Below are 18,906 nucleotides of genomic sequence, written 5' to 3'. Positions count from 1 at the left end.
CATTTATGCGCTGTGGCACCTGTTTGCTGTAGGCCTCAGAGCTATGACAACGAAAAGATTTATTGCCGGAGCCGTCTGTCCATCCTGTGGTCAGCAGGATTCGGTGAGGATGTACGCCGAGAACGGTGAAAACTATCGCGAGTGCGTGGAATGCCATTATTCGGATGTGATGGAAAAAGATCCTTCTCTTGCGGGGAAACCACCAGTGACGAGGGTCTCCCCAGAAGACAGGAAGTCGGATGATGATGCTAAAAAGGAAAGCGCTGTTCAGATCGTAAGAATACTGGATCAACAACCCTGAGTTCGAAATCAGATGTTATGATAAACCCTCACAGCTGTGCTGCTTTGCAAATGCGCCATGGCTATTGGAGTTTAACAAGCGATGTTCAAATACAGTCCTCTGCATTAACGTCTACTTCATCGTCAGTGCCCCGGATCAGGCTGCTGACGTAAACTTCAGTTCAATACCCATACGGCTGGACAGGCAATTCCATTTTGACCAGGTCGTTACCCACTGCTCCGGATTGCGGTTGTTGACGAAATCCTTGAACATGCGATCGTTATAAAGCTCCTGCGAACGAATCATGTGCCTGACCGTCTGCTCAACGATTTTGTCCAGCTCATTGCCAAACTCTTCACCCAGAATGGCATGAATGATCAGGTTGGCCCAGGTCATGTTCATCGGGATCAGGGGAGAGCCGATTCGAGATAGGTAACTGTCGTTTACTTCCTCAATCAGTCGATGCGTAAAGTAGGCTTTATCCAGCAGATCAAACAGCCCCACATTATTTTGGGACTGCAAAACCGGTGCCAGAAAGTTCTCTTCGGCAATGCTTAGAAAAGGGGAAATGAAAGCCTCAATGTCCAGTTCCTTTGAAGCCTGATCCAGCGCTTCAAGAAAGTCAGGTACATGATCAATGTATTCAACTGCAAACTTCAGCAGTGTCTCACTGGCCATGTCGTCGGGAAGTTCGATTGTGTGGTGCAACTGCTCCACCTGTTGACAGACAAGCGACTGAAGGTGGCTTGAGCCCTCTTCATGCTTTCGGGCACAATCGATCAGATTATTAATTGCCACTACGTCCATGATTGTCTCCGTTGCGGTTGCTATTAATTTGGGTACTGCAACGTCACCGTGAAGGTGTTAAAAAGACCATAGTACCAACAAGAACTCAAGCTTTTTTAAATACCTCTTTTTCATAATACAAAGATCTTTTATTCATTAAATTAGAATTTAAAAAAGACTGTAAATTACGACAAAAATGAAAAAGTGCAAGCACTTGTGCAGTCAAAAAAATGACACACTACATATGCTTAAACAGGCTCTGAAAGTTGGTTCTGATCCACCCATTTCGAGGTGTAACAAAAATATCATAAAGAAGATGAATGGATGTTTGTATCTGTGACAGGCGTTACAAAGTTGTGCTGACTCAATAAGAGTGATCGAAAAAAGTCTAAACAGGTATTCTTTCCATTGAATTCACGTTACCTTATTTTAAACGACAAGTGGCAATTTTTTATTAAAGGTATTTTTTGACAAGACTCTTTTCATTTTGTGCAATCATGTTGTTTAATGAGGTTCTGGGACTATACTTGATGAGCGATCATTGTCAGGTTGAATGAATCACTCAATGCGTCTCACGGGTATTGTTATTTGCAGGGTGTTCCTGTGCAGTAGGTTTTGCAGGTCGGGTCCGAAGTAGTATGACGTTGTCGGTTACTTAGCGCTCTCTTGCGATTGAATATTGGCACTTTGACTTTCCGCAGATAGCCTGAACCGGGTTATTTCTTTCTCCACAGCGAAAAAGAAATAACAGGTAGACGGTTGGCTGAAATCTCTGTAAATCAGCAGCTCTGGTAGTTAGCTCTGATAGTTAAAGTGTATTGCAGTTTTTCTGGCAAGATGCTGTGTGGCTCCTGTCCGGTAACGACAACTAGTCAAGTCAGTAAGCATTGCTCGGGGATGTCCGGATGCTTGCTGCCCCGTCGCCTCTGAAAGCAAGACTTGGGTCTGCTGAACAATAATAATAAGTCACCGCCTTGTCTGGGCGGACAGTCAGGGGATGTAAGGGAATGATGCAGCACGCACTAGCTCTCTTTCTTTTGATAAAAACTGCCATGAACGGGACGAAAAGCATGAGCGGTAAATATCGCCCATCCCGGATGGTGCCAGTGGCGGGGTTCCGGTATGGTGCCATTTTTCGAATAGTCCGGTCGTTATTGTCGCTCGGATCAGGAAAAGTTCTGGTTTCTTCCACTTGTTTAACTTCCAGAAAACGACCCTCTTCTATTGTTTCCGGGGGAGTCGGTCAATACTTTCTGGTTTTTCTGACCACACTATCAGGTTTTATGATGCCCAGCCGTCTGTTGGCTGATTGGAAAGTCAATATGACCGAGGGGGTTACGGCAGTCAGTCGTTCGGTTTACGACTTGCACATGACCATATTTATTATCTGTGTGGTCATTGGCATTCTGGTATTCGGTGTTATGTTTTACTCCATTTTCATGCACCGTAAATCAAGAGGCGTTAAGCCCCATCCCTTCCATGAAAGTACGATTGTAGAAATACTGTGGACGACCATCCCGCTATTAATTCTGGTGGGCATGGCGATTCCGGCAACAAAGACACTGATTGATATTTACGATACGGATGAAGCTGAAATTGATATCAAAATTACCGGGTATCAATGGAAGTGGCAGTATGAGTATCTGGGAGAAGGAGTGTCCTTCTTCAGTAATCTCAAAACTACACCGGAACAGATTTATAACGTTCGCAACAAAGACCCCAACTATCTTCTGGAGGTTGACGAACCACTGGTATTACCTGCGGGTAAAAAGATCCGTTTCCTGGTTACTGCCGCAGATGTTATTCATTCATGGTGGGTACCTTCATTCGCCGTTAAACGGGATGCTATTCCGGGTTTTATTAACGAAGCCTGGACCAACGTCGAACGTCCCGGAATTTATCGTGGTCAATGTGCAGAACTGTGTGGGAAGGATCATGGCTTTATGCCCATTGTAGTGGATGTCAGGTCACCGGATGACTATGAAGACTGGTTGTCAGAGAAGAAAACACTGGCCGCTAAAGAGCGTGAGTTAACCAGTAAAAACTGGACTATGGCCGAGCTGATGGAGCGCGGAAAAAACACCTACGAAAGAGTCTGTGCGGCCTGTCACCAGGTCAATGGTGAGGGTATGCCGCCCCTGTTTCCTGCTCTCAAAGGATCAAAAATGGCTGTTGAGAAAGATCAGGTCAAAGCGCATATCGATATTGTCTTGAACGGCAAGAAGGGTACCGCCATGCAGGCCTTTGCTGCCCAGTTGAGCGAAGTCGATCTGGCGGCAGTCATTACCTACGAAAGAAATGCCTGGGGTAATAATACCGGTGATCTGGTCACGCCGAAGCAAATTCTGGAATACAAGAATACCGGGGAGTACAAAGCGACGGATGCTGAAGCTTCAGGCGGGTCTGCTGCCGTCAGTAAGCCAGCGGTGAATGAGCCGAATACTAATACACATCAGGCTGGACTGTGAGGAATGCAACCATGACTGCTGTGACAGACACATGCGCAAATGACAAGCCAAGCGAGCATCATGACCATCACGGTCCTGCCAGGGGATTGATGCGCTGGGTGCTAACCACGAACCATAAAGATATTGGCACCATGTATCTCTGGTTCAGTTTTATTATGTTCCTGACCGGCGGTGCTATGGCGATGGTTATCCGGGCGGAACTGTTTCAACCAGGGATGCAGATCGTTGATCCCGGCTTCTTTAACCAGATGACCACCATGCACGGTCTCATCATGGTATTCGGTGCGGTCATGCCTGCCTTTGTCGGCCTGGCTAACTGGATGATTCCATTGATGATCGGTGCGCCAGACATGGCGCTGCCAAGAATGAATAACTGGAGCTTCTGGATTCTGCCTTTTGCAGCCGTGATGCTGATCAGTACGCTGTTTATGGAAGGCGGCGGTCCAAACTTTGGCTGGACATTCTACGCACCGCTGTCAACCACCTATGGACCGCCGTCAACCACCTTCTTTATCTTTGCCATCCACATGCTGGGTATCTCGTCCATCATGGGGGCGATCAATATTATCGCCACCATTCTGAACTTGCGGGCACCCGGCATGACCATGATGAAGATGCCGCTGTTTGTGTGGACCTGGCTGATTACAGCGTACCTGCTGATTGCTGTTATGCCGGTACTGGCCGGTGCTGTGACTATGATGCTGATGGACATCCACTTTGGCACCAGTTTCTTTAATGCAGGCGGTGGTGGCGACCCTGTTCTGTTCCAGCATATTTTCTGGTTCTTCGGACATCCGGAAGTGTACATCATGATCCTGCCTTCCTTCGGGATCGTGTCAGCCATTCTGCCAGCATTCGCCAGAAAACCCCTCTTCGGCTATACGTCAATGGTCTATGCCACCGCAAGTATTGCTTTTTTGTCGTTTATTGTCTGGGCGCACCATATGTTTACCGTAGGTATTCCGCTGGTGGGTGAACTGTTCTTTATGTACGCCACCATGTTGATTGCTGTGCCTACCGGAGTGAAGGTCTTTAACTGGGTTACCACTATGTTCAGGGGCGCCATGACCTTTGAAACCCCCATGCTGTTCAGTATTGCTTTTGTGGTGCTGTTTACTATCGGTGGTTTCTCTGGACTGATGCTGTCTATTGCCCCTGCTGACTTCCAGTATCACGACACCTATTTTGTCGTGGCTCACTTCCACTACGTACTGGTACCCGGTGCAATTTTTGCCATCTTTGCTGCGGTCTATTACTGGTTGCCCAAATGGACAGGTCATATGTATGACGAGACGCTGGGCAAGACGCATTTCTGGCTGTCCTTTATCGGTATGAACCTGACCTTCTTTCCGATGCACTTTATCGGGCTGGCGGGTATGCCTCGCCGTATTCCGGATTATGCCCTGCAATTTGCCGACTTCAACATGATTGCCAGTATCGGTGGCTTTATGTTTGGAACCACGCAGCTGCTGTTCCTGTTTATCGTGATCAAATGCATCAGGGGCGGCGAGAAAGCCAAGGCTCAAAGCTGGGAAGGTGCAGAAGGTCTGGAATGGAGCCTGCCTTCGCCAGCACCTTACCATACCTTCACCACACCACCGGACGTGAAGTAATGAGTGAGAAGGATGATACCCCGGCCGACCTGTCGCGGAGAACTGTCATCAAGACTGGCTTGGTGGCTGGCGGTATGTTTGGTTTCGGCTTTGCCATGGTTCCCATATACGACGTGTTTTGTAAGGTAACGGGACTCAATGGCAAAACCGATCCGAATCCATACCGCTACAATGCCGAAACGGCTGAGGTGGATACCAGCCGGAAGGTGAAAGTGCAGTTTGTGGCAACCAACAATGCTGAGATGAGCTGGGACTTCAAACCCAGCGTCACAGAAGTGGTGGTTCACCCCGGGCAGGTTGGCGAGCTGGAGTTCTTTGCCCGCAACCCGACCGGCGAACGAATGATCGGTCAGGCCATTCCCAGTGTTTCACCGTTTCAGGCTACCAACTATCTGCACAAGGTAGAGTGTTTCTGCTTCACCACCCAGACATTGGAAGCAGGCGAAGAAAAAATCATGCCGCTTAGAATTATTGTGGATCAGGCATTACCCCGGCATATCACCAAACTAACGTTGTCGTACACCTTGTTTGATGTGACGACAATGGGAGAGAGGACACTGCCGTCCTGAGGAGATTCTGATGGCTCAAGAAGGTGAAGGTACCTATTATGTTCCGGCCCAGAGCAAGTGGCCGATCATTGCCTCGATAGGTCTTTTTACCATGCTGTTGGGTGCAGGCATGATGATGAACGACATGTCTGCCGGGGTAAAAGATTCGTTTGCACATTATGTGTTTTTCGGCGGCTCCCTGATCATGGCCTACATGATCTTTGGCTGGTTCAGTAATGTCATCGAAGAGTCCCGCAAAGGTCTTTACAGTGACCAGATGGACCGCAGCTTCCGCTGGAGTATGGGCTGGTTTATCTTCTCCGAAGTCATGTTCTTTGCGGCTTTCTTCGGAACGCTCTTCTATATCCGTTACTTTGCCGTTCCCTGGTTGGCCGGCGAGGGAGACGGTGCTTCTACTCATGAACACCTCTGGCCAGAGTTTGAAGCGGACTGGCCGCTGATGACCAACCCGGATAATGAAACATTCCCGGGAGCCCGAGGGGTCATCGATCCATTCCATCTTCCTCTGCTGAACACCCTGTTACTGGTCGCTTCCAGTATTACCCTGACGATTGCACACCATGCCCTCAGAAAGGCAGAGAGAACCAAGGTGAAGGTATGGATGATTCTCACCCTGATTCTGGGTTTTACTTTCCTTTATTTTCAGGCTGAAGAATACGCCGAAGCCTACAATGAGCTCGGGTTGACCCTGAGCGCGGGTATCTACGGCTCAACGTTCTTTATTTTGACGGGTTTTCACGGGGCACATGTCACCCTGGGTGCCATAATGTTGCTGATCATGCTGATTCGTATCTATAAAGGGCATTTTAAGCCGGATAACCATTTTGCTTTTGAGGCATCCAGCTGGTACTGGCACTTTGTTGATGTGGTCTGGCTCGGCCTGTTTATCTTTGTTTATCTGATATGAGGAGAGCCCGACATTTCCGGGAAGAGGTGGAAACTAACGACTTTCGTCGTTTAGCGGTACAGCCAGGGAGCGTTACTGTGAACATCTCCAAACAGCCAGGCCACCACAATGATCAACATGATCAGGGCGGTCAGGCCAACCCGGGCGGTGAGTGAATTTACCAGTTTGGCGGAACCGCCATCACCTTTAAGTAGAAAGTACATGCCTCTGCCCAGGCAGAAGAGTACGGCAAGAAAAAGAACAACAATAATAATTTTTAACCACATATTACGCTCCCTGCTGATGCCTGAGTTGATGAAAAACGGTTTGCTTAACCGATTGTTAAATCAATCTGTGTCGCACATGTTTTTTCTTACGTTAAAGGCATTCAGATCAGAATAACAGCGGAGTTTGGTAGAGCACCCGATGTTGAAGTATAGCTATCGATCCCTTAAGAGCTATCGCGTTAAGTTGTCGCTATTGGTGTTGCTGCTTTTGCCCCTGCTGATCAAACTGGGGTTCTGGCAGATGTCCCGATACCAGGAGAAGCTTGAGCTTGAGCAGACCCTGGCAGAACGACAGACCATGCCCGCTCTCAGCCTGTCTGATATCAGCCGCTACTCTGATGCCATGTATCTGCCGATAAACGTCCGTGGTCGTTTTATTTTCGGTCGGGCTTTTTTTCTCGATAACCAGATTCACGAAGGTCGTGCCGGTTACGACCTGATCATGCCTTTTCTGGCCAATGATGGTCAGTACTTGTTGGTCAACAGAGGCTGGATACCTGCTCAATCCAGAGACAGTTTGCCGGAAATCAAGACACCTGATGGAGAACTTGAGTTAACGGGCAAACTCTATCGGTTATTGGGGAATCCGTTCACGCTGGGTGAAGATATCTGGCATGAAGAGTGGCCCAAACGTATTCAGGCCATCCACTTTGACCGAATGGGGGAAGCATTGGGGCAGACGCTACCTCTATATATTCTGAAGCTGGAACAGAATCAGCCCGGCGCTTATCTGATACGCCCCCTGACAATGAAAACTACCTCTCAGAAACATCTCGGCTACGCTATTCAATGGTTCCTGATGGCTCTGGTCCTGCTCTTTCTCTATCTCTGGCAGATGCTATGTTCAGGCTTGGGTCAAAGCCAACAAAAGCACCATAAAGAGGTGTCCGCAGCTGATGCAAAAGAGGATGATTCACTGTGATTAGCAGAATTTTTTGTTTATGTGGCCTGCTGTTTTTTATATTCCTTATTCCGGAAAATGGATTTGCAGAAATTCGCCACGCCTGTTTTATTGTTAATCCCACCAGTAATAATGGCCAGGGGGAAAAAGTCTGGGACAGTATTAAGGAAGCCCTCGACCATTACCAATACTATACAGCAAGCGGCTCTATGGACCAGGCTGCTTCTCCGTTAGGGCCGACATATGAAGTGTCTTTTACGGAGCACCCTGGTCATGCAACGGAACTGGCACTTCGGGCATACCGGAATTGGCAGCAAGGGCGACACGCTCATGGAGATCAGTTACTGATCGTTGCCGTTGGCGGGGATGGCACTGTCCATGAGGTGGTTCAGGGTTTAGAAAATCAACAGCCGCAAGTCGTTATAGGGATTATACCGGCAGGTACGGGGAATGATATAGCAAGAACACTTCGTTTGGGTAATCCCATGCATGCCCTTCGGAGTCTGGTTTATGGAAGACCTGCCCCCTTTGGTGCCTACAAAATTGAAGGTTGTCAAAGAGGAACTTGCGAGAAGAAAACGGTTTTGGCAGTGGACGAGTTTGATCTGGGTGTGACGGCTCAGGCGACAAAAAAGAAAAACGAACACGACAGTGGCGAGCGACCAAGCCGACTGCTGAGATGCTCTCCCAGAAGAATGGTCTATACAATGTCAGCCCTCAGTTCAGCAATGAGATGGCATGCACCTACAGTCGATTGCAGTATTGATGGCGGTAGCAGCTTCAATATCCCCCTGAATCTGCTGGCAGCGGGAACTGGGCCAACGATTGGAGGTGGAGTCAGACTTTTTAATGGTATGCGTCCGAACAGTGACCAGGGACAGATGCTCTACAATCAGCGGAGGGCTCACCCGATTTCGACACTTTTTCAGATGACCATGCAGAGATTATTCAATCGGTCAGCTCTGCAACAGACTTGGTTTACTCAAATGGACATTGGGCACGGTCAGGCACCTCAGAATATTCAGGTTGACGGTGATATTTTGCTGCAAACCCCGGCACGAGTAACCTGGGTGCCAGAAGTATTCCAGTTTATGAGACCCCCTGAACCCGGTGATTTCGGTTATGAGGCAATGCGTCGTGAAGAAGAGCTGACTTTACTTGAATTTTTTAAACGTTAAGCAGGGCTTGAACATTACACGGAAAAACTTCGTCTAAGCTGTCTAATGGTTTTTAATGCTGGGTCCTATGGCAGATGGAGACATCAGTCTTCTGGAAGCTGGCAAAAACCGCATAAAAAAGTTCCGGTACTTACAGAAATTAGGATGGCTCAACGTGACTGGCAGAATTTTTTATTTATATGGACTGCTGCTTTTTGTATTTCTTGTTCCGAAAAACGGATTTGCGGTGATTCCGGGAAACCCATATCCAGAGATTCCGAAAAGCATATTGGCAGATATCCGCCACGTCTGCTTTATCGTTAATCCAGCCAGTAATAATGGACAGGGTGCGAGAGTCTGGGAAAGTATTGAACAGGCTGTCAATCATTATTTCACAGCAGTAGGCTCACAGGACGAGGCTGCTGCTCAGGATCGAGCGACATTTGAAGTGTTTTTTACGGAATATGCAGGTCATGCAACGGATCTGGCAACCCAAGCTCATCAGAACTGGCAGCAGGAGCATCAGGAGCAGCGGGAGCAACAGGAGCAGGAGCTGCAGGGGGACGAGCATAAATTATTAAAGAAGAAGTTATTACATTATAAAGAAGCCGGGAGGAAGGCGTTGAAGTCCGCCTCGGCCAGGCAGTTATTAGAGAATCAGTTGTTAATTGTTGCAGTGGGAGGAGACGGCACTGTTCATGAGGTGGTTCAGGGTTTAGAAGCTCATCGACAACAAGTTATTATTGGGGTTATACCGGCGGGTACGGGAAACAATATAGCAAGATCACTTCAATTGCGTGACCCGATGCATGCCCTTCGGACACTGGTTTATGGAGCCGTTCAACCTTTAGGTGCGTATAAAATTGAAGCTTGTGAAAGAGGAAGTTGCCAGAAGAAAACGGTTCTGGCAGTCAATGAGTTTGATCTGGGCGTGACGAATCAGTTAACAAAAAGGAAAAATGATTACGGGAGCGGTGAACGATCGGGTCGACTGATGAGTTACTCACCCGGAAATATGATCTATCCACTCTCAGACCTCGCTTCAACAATGAGATGGAATACACCTATGGTCAAGTGCAGCATTAATGGGGGTAGCAGATTCCATATCCCTCTGAATATACTGGCCGGAGGGGTCACGGGGCCTATAATCGGAGGCGAGTTTGGCCTTCAGGATGGTGTCAGAGCAGACAGTTCGCAGGGGGAGCTGCTTTATGGTGAGAAGTGGGATCCACCCCTTTGGGCACTTGTTCAGGTGGCTATGCAGAGATTATTCAATTGGTCAGGCCTCAAACGGGCTCAGTTTAATCAACTGGACATTGAGCACGTGAAGGAACCACCTCCGGATATTCAGGTTGATGGTGATATTTTACTGCAAACACCGGCACGAATAACCTGGTTGCCGGGAGTGTTACATTTTATGAGACCTCCCGTATATGGTGATTACAATTATTTCGACATGTACTTTGAAGAAGCCGAGGACGAAAGAGCGAAGAAAAAGCAGGATTCCATGTAAATTTTGGGTATTGCAGTGGGACTATTTCTCAGAAAAACCTCGGCTACGCTATTCAATGGCTGGGTTTGTATCTTCGGTAAATGCCTCAGTCGGGCCCGGACAGAGCCAACAAAAACAGTTACCCGTGACCGACAGAAAGGGGATGGTTTACTGTGAATAGTCGAGTTTTTTATTCATATGTTCTGCTGCTTTTTGTATTTCTTATTCCTGTAAACGGATTTGCAGCGATTCGCCATGCCTGCTTTATCGTCAATCCTGCCAGTAATAATGGTAAAGGTTGGAGGGTTTGGGACAGAATTGAAGAAGCGGTCGACCAGCACTACACAGCAGTTGGCTCACAAGACCAGGCTGCAGCTGCGCTACAAGCGACATATAACGTTTTTTTTACAGAACATGCGGGTCATGCAACGGAACTGGCAATGCAGGCATATCTGGACTGGCAGCAGGGGCAACATGATCAGGAAGATCAGTTACTGATTGTTGCTGTTGGTGGCGATGGCACTGTCCATGAGGTGGTTCAGGGTCTTGAAGGTCAACCACAAGTTGTTATTGGTGTTATACCAGCGGGTAAGGGAAACGACATTGCGAAAACACTCCGATTGGGTAAACCGATGCATGCCCTTCGGACATTGGTTTATGGCACTCCTATGCCTTTTGGTGCCTACAAAATTGAAGGTTGTGAAAGAGGCAGTTGCGAGAAGAAAACGGTTCTGGCAGTGAATGAGTTTGAGCTGGGTGTGATGACCCAGATGAAAAAAAAGAAAGATGAACACGACAGTGGTGAGCGACCAAGCCGACTGCTTAGATATTCACCAAGAAGTATGGCCTATCCAATGTTAGCCTTCAGTTCAGCAATGAGATGGAATACACCCAATGTCAGGTGTCGTTTTGATCGTGGAAGCTATCATGATATCCCCTTGAATTTTCTGGCAGCAGGGACAGGGCCGACGGTAGGAGGCGGGCTTACCCTTTATAACGATATGGGACCGTCCAGATTCTTTGGAGAGCTGCTTTATAATCAGCACAGGACTCATCCTGTTTGGACACTTATTCAGATTAACATGGAGACAAGCACGCACCTCATTTGGAGACTTATCAAGATGACCATTGGGAGATTATTCCACTGGCCAGGTATGCAGCGGCTTTGCTTTACTCAACTGAATATTGAAAACGAGGTTGAGACACCTCTGTCTATTCAGGTCGATGGTGATATTTTACTGCAAACACCCGCACAAATAACCTGGCTGAGGGGGTTGTTCCAGTTTATGAGACCTCCCGAACATGGAGAACTCGGTCATGCCCTGATGTATCTCGATGAAGTGGAGGATTAAAGAGCCAGGAAAAAGCAGGGTTCCATTTAAATTTTCAGTGTGGCTATCAGACTGTTTCTCAGAAAAACCTCAGCTAAGCTATCCAATGGTTTTTAATGGCTGGGTTTGTATCTATGGCAATTACCACCGCCAGGCCCGGATCAATGCCAACAAAAACAGGTATCCGTGACTGACAGAAAAGGGGATGGTTTACTGTGAGTAGTCGAGTTTTTTATTTATATGTCCTGCTGCTTTTTGTGTTTCTTATTCCTGTATATGGATTTGCAACGATTCGTCACGCCTGCTTTATCGTCAATCCTGCCAGTAATAATGGTAAAGGTTGGAGGGTCTGGGACAGAATTGAAGAAGCGGTCGACCAGCACTATACAGCAGTCGGCTCACAAGACCAGGCTGCAGCTGCGGTACAAGCGACATATAACGTTTTTTTTACAGAACATGCGGGTCATGCAACGGAACTGGCAATGCAGGCATATCTGGACTGGCAACAGGTGCAACACGATCAGGAAGATCAGTTATTGATTGTTGCTGTTGGTGGCGATGGCACTATCCACGAGGTGGTTCAGGGTCTTGAAGGTAAACCACAAGTTGTTATCGGTGTTATACCGGCGGGTAAGGGAAACGACATTGCGAATACACTCCGATTGGGTAAACCGATGCATGCCCTTCGGACATTGGTATATGGCACTCCTATGCGCTTTGGTGCCTACAAAATTGAAGGTTGTGAAAGAGGCAGTTGCGAGAAGAAAACGGTTCTGGCAGTGAGCGAGTTTGATCTGGGTATGGTGACCCAGATGAAAAAAAAGAAAGACGATCACAACAGTGGTGAGCGACCAAGCCGACTGCTCAGATACTCACCCAGAAGTATGGCCTCTGCAATGTTAGCCATCAGTTCAGCCATGAGATGGAATACACCCATAGTCAGGTGCACTACTGATAATGGCAGGTTCAATATTCCATTGAATTTTCTGGCCGCAAGTACAGGGCCAACGTTCGGAGGTGGAATCGCCCTTTTTAATTACATGCTCCCGATCTGTACGCGGGGAAAGCTGCTTTATAGTCATCAGAGGACGCATCCCATTTGGACACTTATTCAGATGACTATGGAGAGATTACTCAATTGGTCAGGTCTGACTCGGACGAATATGCAGAAATTACGCAAGTGGTCAGGTCAACGGGAGCTTGTTTTTACTCAACTGGGCATTCAACATCAGGATGAGACACCGCTGTCTATTCAGGTCGATGGTGATATTTCACTGCAAACACCGGCACAAATAACCTGGTTGTCGTCAGCGTTCCGGTTTATGAGACCTCCCGAATATGGAGAACTCGGTTATGCCCTCATGGACCTTGACGGGGCCGGGGATGATCCGGATTCCTTTTATATTTTGAGTGCAGAAATGTGACTATCTAATCAACCGGGTATTATAAGAATGAAAAGAGTAAAGAAAACAAAAAGTCGCTGGCAACTGGCTCTGGTTATTCTCATGCCATCTCTGGCAATGGGTTTGGCTTGGTACTTTTATTTCTTTGGAACACAGTTTGTGCCGGATGGTCGTACGAACAAAGGTGAACTGTTGTTACCCCCTGCCAGCTTCCAGAGTATGACGCTTGAGAAAAATAATGAAATGTTTGATCTGCAAGGGCTGGAGGGACGTTGGGGGGTTCTGGTGTTTGGTGACGATGCCTGTTCTGATCAGGCCTGTCAGGAAGCGCTCTATCAAACCCGTCAGGCGCATCTGGCGCTGGGTAGAGACAGTGACCGGGTCGTTCGGCTGTTCATTTCGTCCTCATCGAATCCTGAATTAAACAAGCGTTTACTCAGCGAACACCCTGATCTGATCTGGTTAGGCAGTCGTAAAGAATCGGTGTTGAACGCTCTGGGTAAAAACCCGGGTGAAAAAAGAGAATGGCCAACCAATGGCTTTTACATCGTTGACCCCCTGGGGAATATCATGATGAAGTATCAGCCAGGGCAGTACGGTGGAGATTTATTAAAAGACTTAAGGAAGTTGCTTAAAGCATCAAACATCGGCTGACATTGAAAGGTGTTCTATGACGACAGCGTCTATTAAAAAAACAAGAAGCCAGACAAAACGACAGAGAACGGGTTTTTATCTCTCCCTGTTTGCAACCTTGCTGGCCGCTGTGGTTGTCGGGTTAGGGGCTTATACACGACTGGTTCACGCAGGACTGGGTTGTCCTGACTGGCCAGGTTGTTATGGCTTCCTGACAGTACCTGAAACAGCGCAGGAAATAGCCATAGCGGAAACACTCTTTCCCCATGCCCCGGTAGAGGTCGACAAAGGCTGGGCTGAAATGGTGCATCGGTATGTCGCAGGCTCCCTGCTGCTGCTGGTTTTGATGATCGCCATTCAGGCCGTCCGGAACCGGAAAGAGCCGGGACAGCCATTAAAACTGCCTTTATTGATTCTGGGGCTGATTATTCTGCAGGCGGCTTTCGGCATGTGGACTGTGACATTAAAGCTCTGGCCCCAGGTGGTGACCGCTCATCTTCTGGGTGGCTTTGCTACCTTTAGTTTGTTGTTTTTACTGACCCTTCGTTTATCCGGATTGGTTTGGCCAAAACTCCCCTCCTCTGGCCAGAGAGATCGGCTGCGAGGCTTAGCCGCTGTCGGACTGCTGGTGTTGATTTTACAGATCACACTGGGAGGCTGGACCAGCTCCAACTACGCCGCCCTGGCCTGTCCTGATTTTCCTATGTGTCAGGGGCAATGGCTGCCTGAGGCTGATTTTGCCGACGGTTTGAATGTCAGCCAGTCTATTGGTCCGAATTATCTGGGTGGAAAAATGGACTCTGAAGCCCGGACTGCTATACATCTTTTACACCGATTAGGGGCACTTGTGACTACGGTGTTTCTGCTGTTCCTTTTTGTACAGGTACTTCGATATAGTAATACACAGTTGTCTAATAACCGAAACAGCCTGAGAGTGCTGGCCACTTTGATGCTTCTGGCTCTGCTGGTACAGGTCATTTTGGGGGTCAGTAACATCCTGGGCAGCCTGCCACTTTCAGTGGCAGTGGCTCATAATCTGGGAGGTGCTGCTTTGCTGTTGACACTGGTGGCTCTCAACTTCCGTATGAACATATCTGAAGGATTCAGTGAGGTTCAATCATGAGTAAGGTCATTCAAAAGAGCAGTAGTGCATCCCTGCAGGAATCCGCTCACTGGCGTGATTATCTTGAGCTGACCAAACCCAGGGTGGTCGCCCTGATGGTTCTGACGGTAGTGATTGGTATGTGCCTGGCAACGCCGGGCATGGTGCCCCTGGATATTCTGCTGTTTGGTAATCTGGGCATTGCTCTCTCGGCCGCTTCCGCTGCGGTGATCAATCATGTGGTCGATCGACAGATTGATGCGGTTATGGCCAGAACCCACAAGAGACCGGTAGCCACAGGGCGTGTTGAGCCACTTCAGGCTTTGTTGTTTGCCTTTACTCTGGGTGTGCTGGGCATAGGGATTCTGGTGTTTCTGGTCAACCCTTTGACCGCCTGGCTGACACTGGCCTCACTGATGGGTTATGCCGTGATTTACACTCTGATTTTAAAGCGTGCTACTCCACAGAATATTGTCATTGGCGGGATTGCCGGTGCCTCCCCTCCCCTGCTGGGATGGACGGCAGTGACCGGACACTTTGAAGGACACGCCCTGCTGCTGGTCTTGATTATTTTCGCCTGGACGCCTCCTCACTTCTGGGCTTTGGCTATTCATCGCAAAGCTGAATATGCCAGGGCGGACATTCCCATGTTGCCGGTGACTCATGGAGAGGCATACACCAAACTGCATATTTTGCTGTATACAGTGATCATGATTCTGGTCAGTGTTCTGCCTTTCCTGACTGGCATGAGTGGTACTGTTTATCTGGCGGGTGCATTGATTCTCGGGGGGCGCTTTCTTTACTGGGCTATTGCTCTGTTGCGAGAAAGCAGGCCCCATGCCGCCATCAAGACGTTCAAGTATTCCATTACCTATTTGATGTTGCTCTTCGTGGTATTGCTGGTGGATCATTACACGTTCTATTTGTGGCTTTAACAGGCATAGGCTTGAAAGCAGCCACAGTTTTTTTCGAGCTGTATACGAGCCGAGGGCTTTTTTTATGAGCTTAGGGCTCCAGAGGATTGTCCATGGAATCTGGGATCAGAAACAACGTGAATAAAACAGTATTGATTCTGGTGGCCATTGTTGCGGTCATTATGGGTCTGACGTTCTACAAGTACACAAACAAGCCATCGTTGACACTGGAAGAGTTACAGCGAATGGGTACAGTGGTTTTCGACAAGCCACGCACCTTTGAAATGAAGGGTATGGTGGATAACAAGGGGCAACCTTTTACCCAAGCCAATCTCGAAGGCAAATGGTCCCTGGTGTACTTTGGTTACACCTTCTGTCCGGACATCTGCCCTACTACGCTGGGTCAGTTGAACCAGATGGATAAGCTGTTGAAGAACGATAACCCTGAAATGGCAAAGAAAATGCATTATTTCATGGTGACAGTAGATCCACGCAGGGACACAGTAGAGAAGCTTAATGGCTATGTCCCACATTTTAACCCTGATTTTGTGGGTGTGACGGGCTCCCAGAAAGCTATCCATAACCTGGCCGTGCAAATGAACATCCCCTACACACCGGTCATCGATCCGGAAGATGAATACTATCTGGTGGATCATGGCGCTAACCTGGTCATCATCAATCCAAAGGGGGACTACCACGGCTTTATCCGCCCGCCTCTGGATTCAGAAAAACTGACACGGGTAATGGTGGGTGTTGATGAGCTTTATCAGGAATAACTCGGTTATCAGGCTTCGGGGCCAGAAAGACTGGCCCGTCGATCAGCTGCGTTTGAAGCTCAAACCCAAAACAAAAATCAGGAAGCTACAGACGACAACGGAAGGTCCTGACGGTGTATCCAGTTGCCAGGATGCAGTCAATCCTCCTGCCACGCTCAACAGGCCAATGATGCCAGCGATGATAGCCATCTGTTCCGGTGTTCGGGAAAACCTCTGGGCTGTTGCGGCCGGAATAATCATCAGTGAAGTGATCAAAAGCACACCAACAATTTTCATAGCCACAGCAATCACAAGGGCCATCAGCAGGGTCAGAATCAGTTTGGTTCTTCGCACCGGAAAACCTTCAACCTGGGCCAACTCTGCATGAATAGTCATGGCCAGAAGAGGTCGCCACAGCAGGGCCAGAGTGATGAGAACCAGTGCGCCGCCGCCGTATATCCAGAACAGGTCTGTGGGTGAGGTTGCCAGAATGTCTCCAAACAGGTAGGACATCATGTCGATCCGGACGTTCTCGGAAAAACTGATCGCAACAAGACCCAGAGAAAGGCTGCTATGGGCAAGAATCCCCAGGAGTGTATCGGACGCCATTTTTTGTTGTTCCTGCAGCGAGACCAGGAGAACCGCAAGAAACAGCGAGCACACTACAATGGCCAGATTAAGATCAACATCGAGCAGCAGCCCCAGGGCTACGCCCAGCAGTGCCGAATGAGAGAGGGTATCGCCAAAGTAGGCCATCTTTCTCCAGACGACAAAACAACCCAGAGGCCCTGCCACTATAGCAACCCCTGATCCTGCCAGCAGTGCGGTAAGGAGCAGTTCAGACATGAGTGCTCCCGGTGTTTTTCTTGTGAATGATATGACCATCAACAGTATGTTCGTGGTCATGGTGGTGAGCGTAAACAGCCAGTTCCTCGGACTCTCCACCAAAAAGTTTCAGATAGGCCGGGTGTTGACGAACCTGATGAGGGTGACCTGAGCAACAGAGGTGCTGGTTAAGGCAAATGACCCGATCTGTTGAGGCCATCACAAGATGAAGGTCATGGGAGACCATTAAGACAGAGCAGCCGTCTTTCAGCTCAGGGTTATTGCCATTTCTGAGTTCGGTGATCAGGTGATAAAGCTCTTTCTGACCATTGACGTCTACTCCCTGAACCGGCTCATCGAGCACCAGAAGATGAGGTTTGTTGAGCAGTGCCCGGGCTAACAATGTTCTCTGAAGCTCTCCGCCTGAAAGCGAATGAACCGGTGAGTTGATGACGTGGGTTACTCCGGTTCTTGCCAGTGCCGAACGAATCTGTTTTCCTGATTGTCCGGTCAGGGAAAGAAAGCGTTTAACGCTCAGGGGCATGCTTTCGTCAACATGTAATTTTTGTGGCATATAGCCGATACGCAGGCCTTCTTTCATGGTCCGGCTACCGGAATCAGGTGTCTGCAGGCCCAGAACAACTCTGACCAGTGTCGTTTTACCGGCCCCGTTCGGTCCTATCAGGGTCACGATTTCACCCGCTTTTACGTCCAGAGAAATATCGGAAACGACTTCTCGTTCGCGAAACGCAACATGGATGTTGTTCAATCTGATTAACGTCTCTTCAGACATAGGGGCATTCAGATCCTTTGTGGTTACTGTTTTATGGCCAGACGTTTTTTTACAGGCAGAGGCTTGGTCTGAACTCATAATGACTCTTGGAATTTCTGGCAGCTTGAGCACAAACCTGTGAGTTCAATCGCAGTGTCAACGATCTTGAATCCCTGATCAGAGGCACAGGAGCTAATCGACTGGTTAATGGCCTGATGATCGATTTCCTGTGTCACGCGGCACTTCTCGCAGATAAGAAAACAGCTGTTATGTTTTATGCCGGGATGCGGGCAGCCAATAAAAGCGTTAAGAGAGGAGAGACGGTGAACCAGGCCCTGCTCCAACAAGAAGTCCAGGGCGCGATAAACTGTGGGGGGTTGAGCTACCCGCTCTTCCTGCTTCGTCAGTTGGGCAAGAATCTCATAGGCTCCAACGGGTTGATGGCTCTGCCAGACCAGTTCCAGTACTTTCTCACGGAGATGGGTCAGCCTGACTCCCCTCTGTTGACAGAGTATACGAGCCTCCTGCAAGGCTTCTGATATACACACATGATGGTCGTGATGCTGGTGGACACTGATCATGACAATGAAAGGTAGTTGGTGAACGATGTTATATTATAACCAAACTTCTATCCATAATCGAAAGAGTATTCATTTCGAACCGGGCGGGAGGTCAATTTCGTCAGAGCTGACGGGCTGATCCTGATTCTCGATGTATTCCTTGATGCAGAGA

Annotated in this window: 19 protein-coding genes; 14 read left to right on the top strand and 5 right to left on the bottom strand. The window is 48.5% G+C overall.

Going from position 1 to position 18,906, the window contains the following annotated elements:
* Nucleotides 1-43 precede the first annotated feature (43 nt).
* A complete protein-coding gene (locus ACO6V5_RS19545) occupies nt 44-301 on the top strand; it encodes a YheV family putative zinc ribbon protein (protein WP_422411752.1) in 258 nt (85 codons plus the stop codon).
* 135 nt (nt 302-436) lie between these two features.
* Here ACO6V5_RS19545 and ACO6V5_RS19540 read toward each other — a convergent pair whose 3' ends face one another.
* Nucleotides 437-1,087, bottom strand: coding sequence for a hypothetical protein (locus ACO6V5_RS19540; RefSeq protein ID WP_422136119.1), 651 nt, complete (start codon nt 1,085-1,087; stop codon nt 437-439).
* A 1,262-nt stretch (nt 1,088-2,349) separates the two neighbouring features.
* Between ACO6V5_RS19540 and coxB the strand changes: the two genes are divergently transcribed.
* Genes coxB through ACO6V5_RS19520 form a run of 4 tightly spaced genes read left to right on the top strand, consistent with a single transcriptional unit; the run spans nt 2,350 to nt 6,623 of the window.
* Entirely contained in the window at nt 2,350-3,534 is a 1,185-nt protein-coding gene (coxB, locus tag ACO6V5_RS19535; protein ID WP_422411755.1) for a cytochrome c oxidase subunit II, read from the top strand.
* Nucleotides 3,535-3,545: 11 nt separating this feature from the next.
* Nucleotides 3,546-5,147: a cytochrome c oxidase subunit I gene (gene ctaD / locus ACO6V5_RS19530; RefSeq protein ID WP_422136120.1), complete on the top strand. Its 1,602-nt coding sequence runs from the start codon at nt 3,546-3,548 to the stop codon at nt 5,145-5,147.
* A complete protein-coding gene (locus ACO6V5_RS19525; RefSeq protein WP_422442043.1) occupies nt 5,087-5,716 on the top strand; it encodes a cytochrome c oxidase assembly protein in 630 nt (209 codons plus the stop codon). Before ctaD ends, ACO6V5_RS19525 begins: the two co-directional genes overlap by 61 nt.
* Before the next feature lie 10 nt (nt 5,717-5,726).
* Nucleotides 5,727-6,623 (top strand): cytochrome c oxidase subunit 3, encoded by an 897-nt coding sequence (locus tag ACO6V5_RS19520; protein WP_422139418.1) that lies wholly within the window; start codon nt 5,727-5,729, stop codon nt 6,621-6,623.
* A gap of 50 nt (nt 6,624-6,673) precedes the next feature.
* Here the strand turns inward: ACO6V5_RS19520 and ACO6V5_RS19515 are convergent, their stop codons facing one another.
* A complete protein-coding gene (locus ACO6V5_RS19515; RefSeq protein WP_422136123.1) occupies nt 6,674-6,889 on the bottom strand; it encodes a twin transmembrane helix small protein in 216 nt (71 codons plus the stop codon).
* Nucleotides 6,890-7,028: 139 nt separating this feature from the next.
* Here ACO6V5_RS19515 and ACO6V5_RS19510 point away from each other — a divergent pair, with 139 nt between their 5' ends.
* The 9 genes from ACO6V5_RS19510 to ACO6V5_RS19470 all read left to right on the top strand — a co-directional run bounded on the left by ACO6V5_RS19510 (nt 7,029) and on the right by ACO6V5_RS19470 (nt 16,598).
* A complete protein-coding gene (locus ACO6V5_RS19510) occupies nt 7,029-7,811 on the top strand; it encodes an SURF1 family protein (RefSeq protein ID WP_422136124.1) in 783 nt (260 codons plus the stop codon).
* Nucleotides 7,808-8,968 (top strand): diacylglycerol/lipid kinase family protein, encoded by a 1,161-nt coding sequence (locus ACO6V5_RS19505; protein WP_422136125.1) that lies wholly within the window; start codon nt 7,808-7,810, stop codon nt 8,966-8,968. The genes ACO6V5_RS19510 and ACO6V5_RS19505 overlap by 4 nt, the downstream gene beginning before the upstream one ends.
* A 154-nt stretch (nt 8,969-9,122) precedes the next feature.
* Nucleotides 9,123-10,460 (top strand): diacylglycerol/lipid kinase family protein, encoded by a 1,338-nt coding sequence (locus tag ACO6V5_RS19500; RefSeq protein ID WP_422410091.1) that lies wholly within the window; start codon nt 9,123-9,125, stop codon nt 10,458-10,460.
* A 152-nt stretch (nt 10,461-10,612) separates the two neighbouring features.
* Entirely contained in the window at nt 10,613-11,791 is a 1,179-nt protein-coding gene (locus tag ACO6V5_RS19495) for a diacylglycerol/lipid kinase family protein (protein WP_422136127.1), read from the top strand.
* Nucleotides 11,792-11,985: 194 nt separating this feature from the next.
* Nucleotides 11,986-13,194 (top strand): diacylglycerol/lipid kinase family protein, encoded by a 1,209-nt coding sequence (locus ACO6V5_RS19490; protein ID WP_422410093.1) that lies wholly within the window; start codon nt 11,986-11,988, stop codon nt 13,192-13,194.
* Nucleotides 13,195-13,221: 27 nt separating this feature from the next.
* Nucleotides 13,222-13,827: an SCO family protein gene (locus ACO6V5_RS19485; protein WP_422410095.1), complete on the top strand. Its 606-nt coding sequence runs from the start codon at nt 13,222-13,224 to the stop codon at nt 13,825-13,827.
* A gap of 16 nt (nt 13,828-13,843) precedes the next feature.
* Nucleotides 13,844-14,929 (top strand): COX15/CtaA family protein, encoded by a 1,086-nt coding sequence (locus ACO6V5_RS19480; RefSeq protein WP_422136130.1) that lies wholly within the window; start codon nt 13,844-13,846, stop codon nt 14,927-14,929.
* Nucleotides 14,926-15,843: a heme o synthase gene (gene cyoE / locus ACO6V5_RS19475; RefSeq protein WP_422136131.1), complete on the top strand. Its 918-nt coding sequence runs from the start codon at nt 14,926-14,928 to the stop codon at nt 15,841-15,843. The genes ACO6V5_RS19480 and cyoE overlap by 4 nt, the downstream gene beginning before the upstream one ends.
* 92 nt (nt 15,844-15,935) lie before the next feature.
* On the top strand, nt 15,936-16,598 hold the full coding sequence (locus tag ACO6V5_RS19470) for an SCO family protein (RefSeq protein ID WP_422136132.1): 663 nt from the start codon (nt 15,936-15,938) through the stop codon (nt 16,596-16,598).
* A gap of 42 nt (nt 16,599-16,640) precedes the next feature.
* On the opposite strand, the gene znuB is transcribed toward ACO6V5_RS19470, so the two are convergent.
* From znuB to ACO6V5_RS19455, 3 genes are all read right to left on the bottom strand, one after another.
* On the bottom strand, nt 16,641-17,423 hold the full coding sequence (gene znuB / locus ACO6V5_RS19465; RefSeq protein ID WP_422136133.1) for a zinc ABC transporter permease subunit ZnuB: 783 nt from the start codon (nt 17,421-17,423) through the stop codon (nt 16,641-16,643).
* Nucleotides 17,416-18,195: a zinc ABC transporter ATP-binding protein ZnuC gene (gene znuC, locus ACO6V5_RS19460; RefSeq protein ID WP_422137055.1), complete on the bottom strand. Its 780-nt coding sequence runs from the start codon at nt 18,193-18,195 to the stop codon at nt 17,416-17,418. Before znuC ends, znuB begins: the two co-directional genes overlap by 8 nt.
* Before the next feature lie 74 nt (nt 18,196-18,269).
* The gene (locus tag ACO6V5_RS19455) at nt 18,270-18,755 is read right to left on the bottom strand and encodes a Fur family transcriptional regulator (RefSeq protein WP_422136134.1); all 486 of its coding nucleotides are present in this window, start codon (nt 18,753-18,755) and stop codon (nt 18,270-18,272) included.
* Nucleotides 18,756-18,906: the final 151 nt, after the last annotated feature.

It is taken from the genome of Endozoicomonas sp. ALD068 (assembly GCF_049310145.1).
Classification (GTDB): domain Bacteria; phylum Pseudomonadota; class Gammaproteobacteria; order Pseudomonadales; family Endozoicomonadaceae; genus Endozoicomonas_A.
Note: the sequence above shows the minus strand (reverse complement) of the source record. Positions and strands in the feature narration are given on the sequence as shown.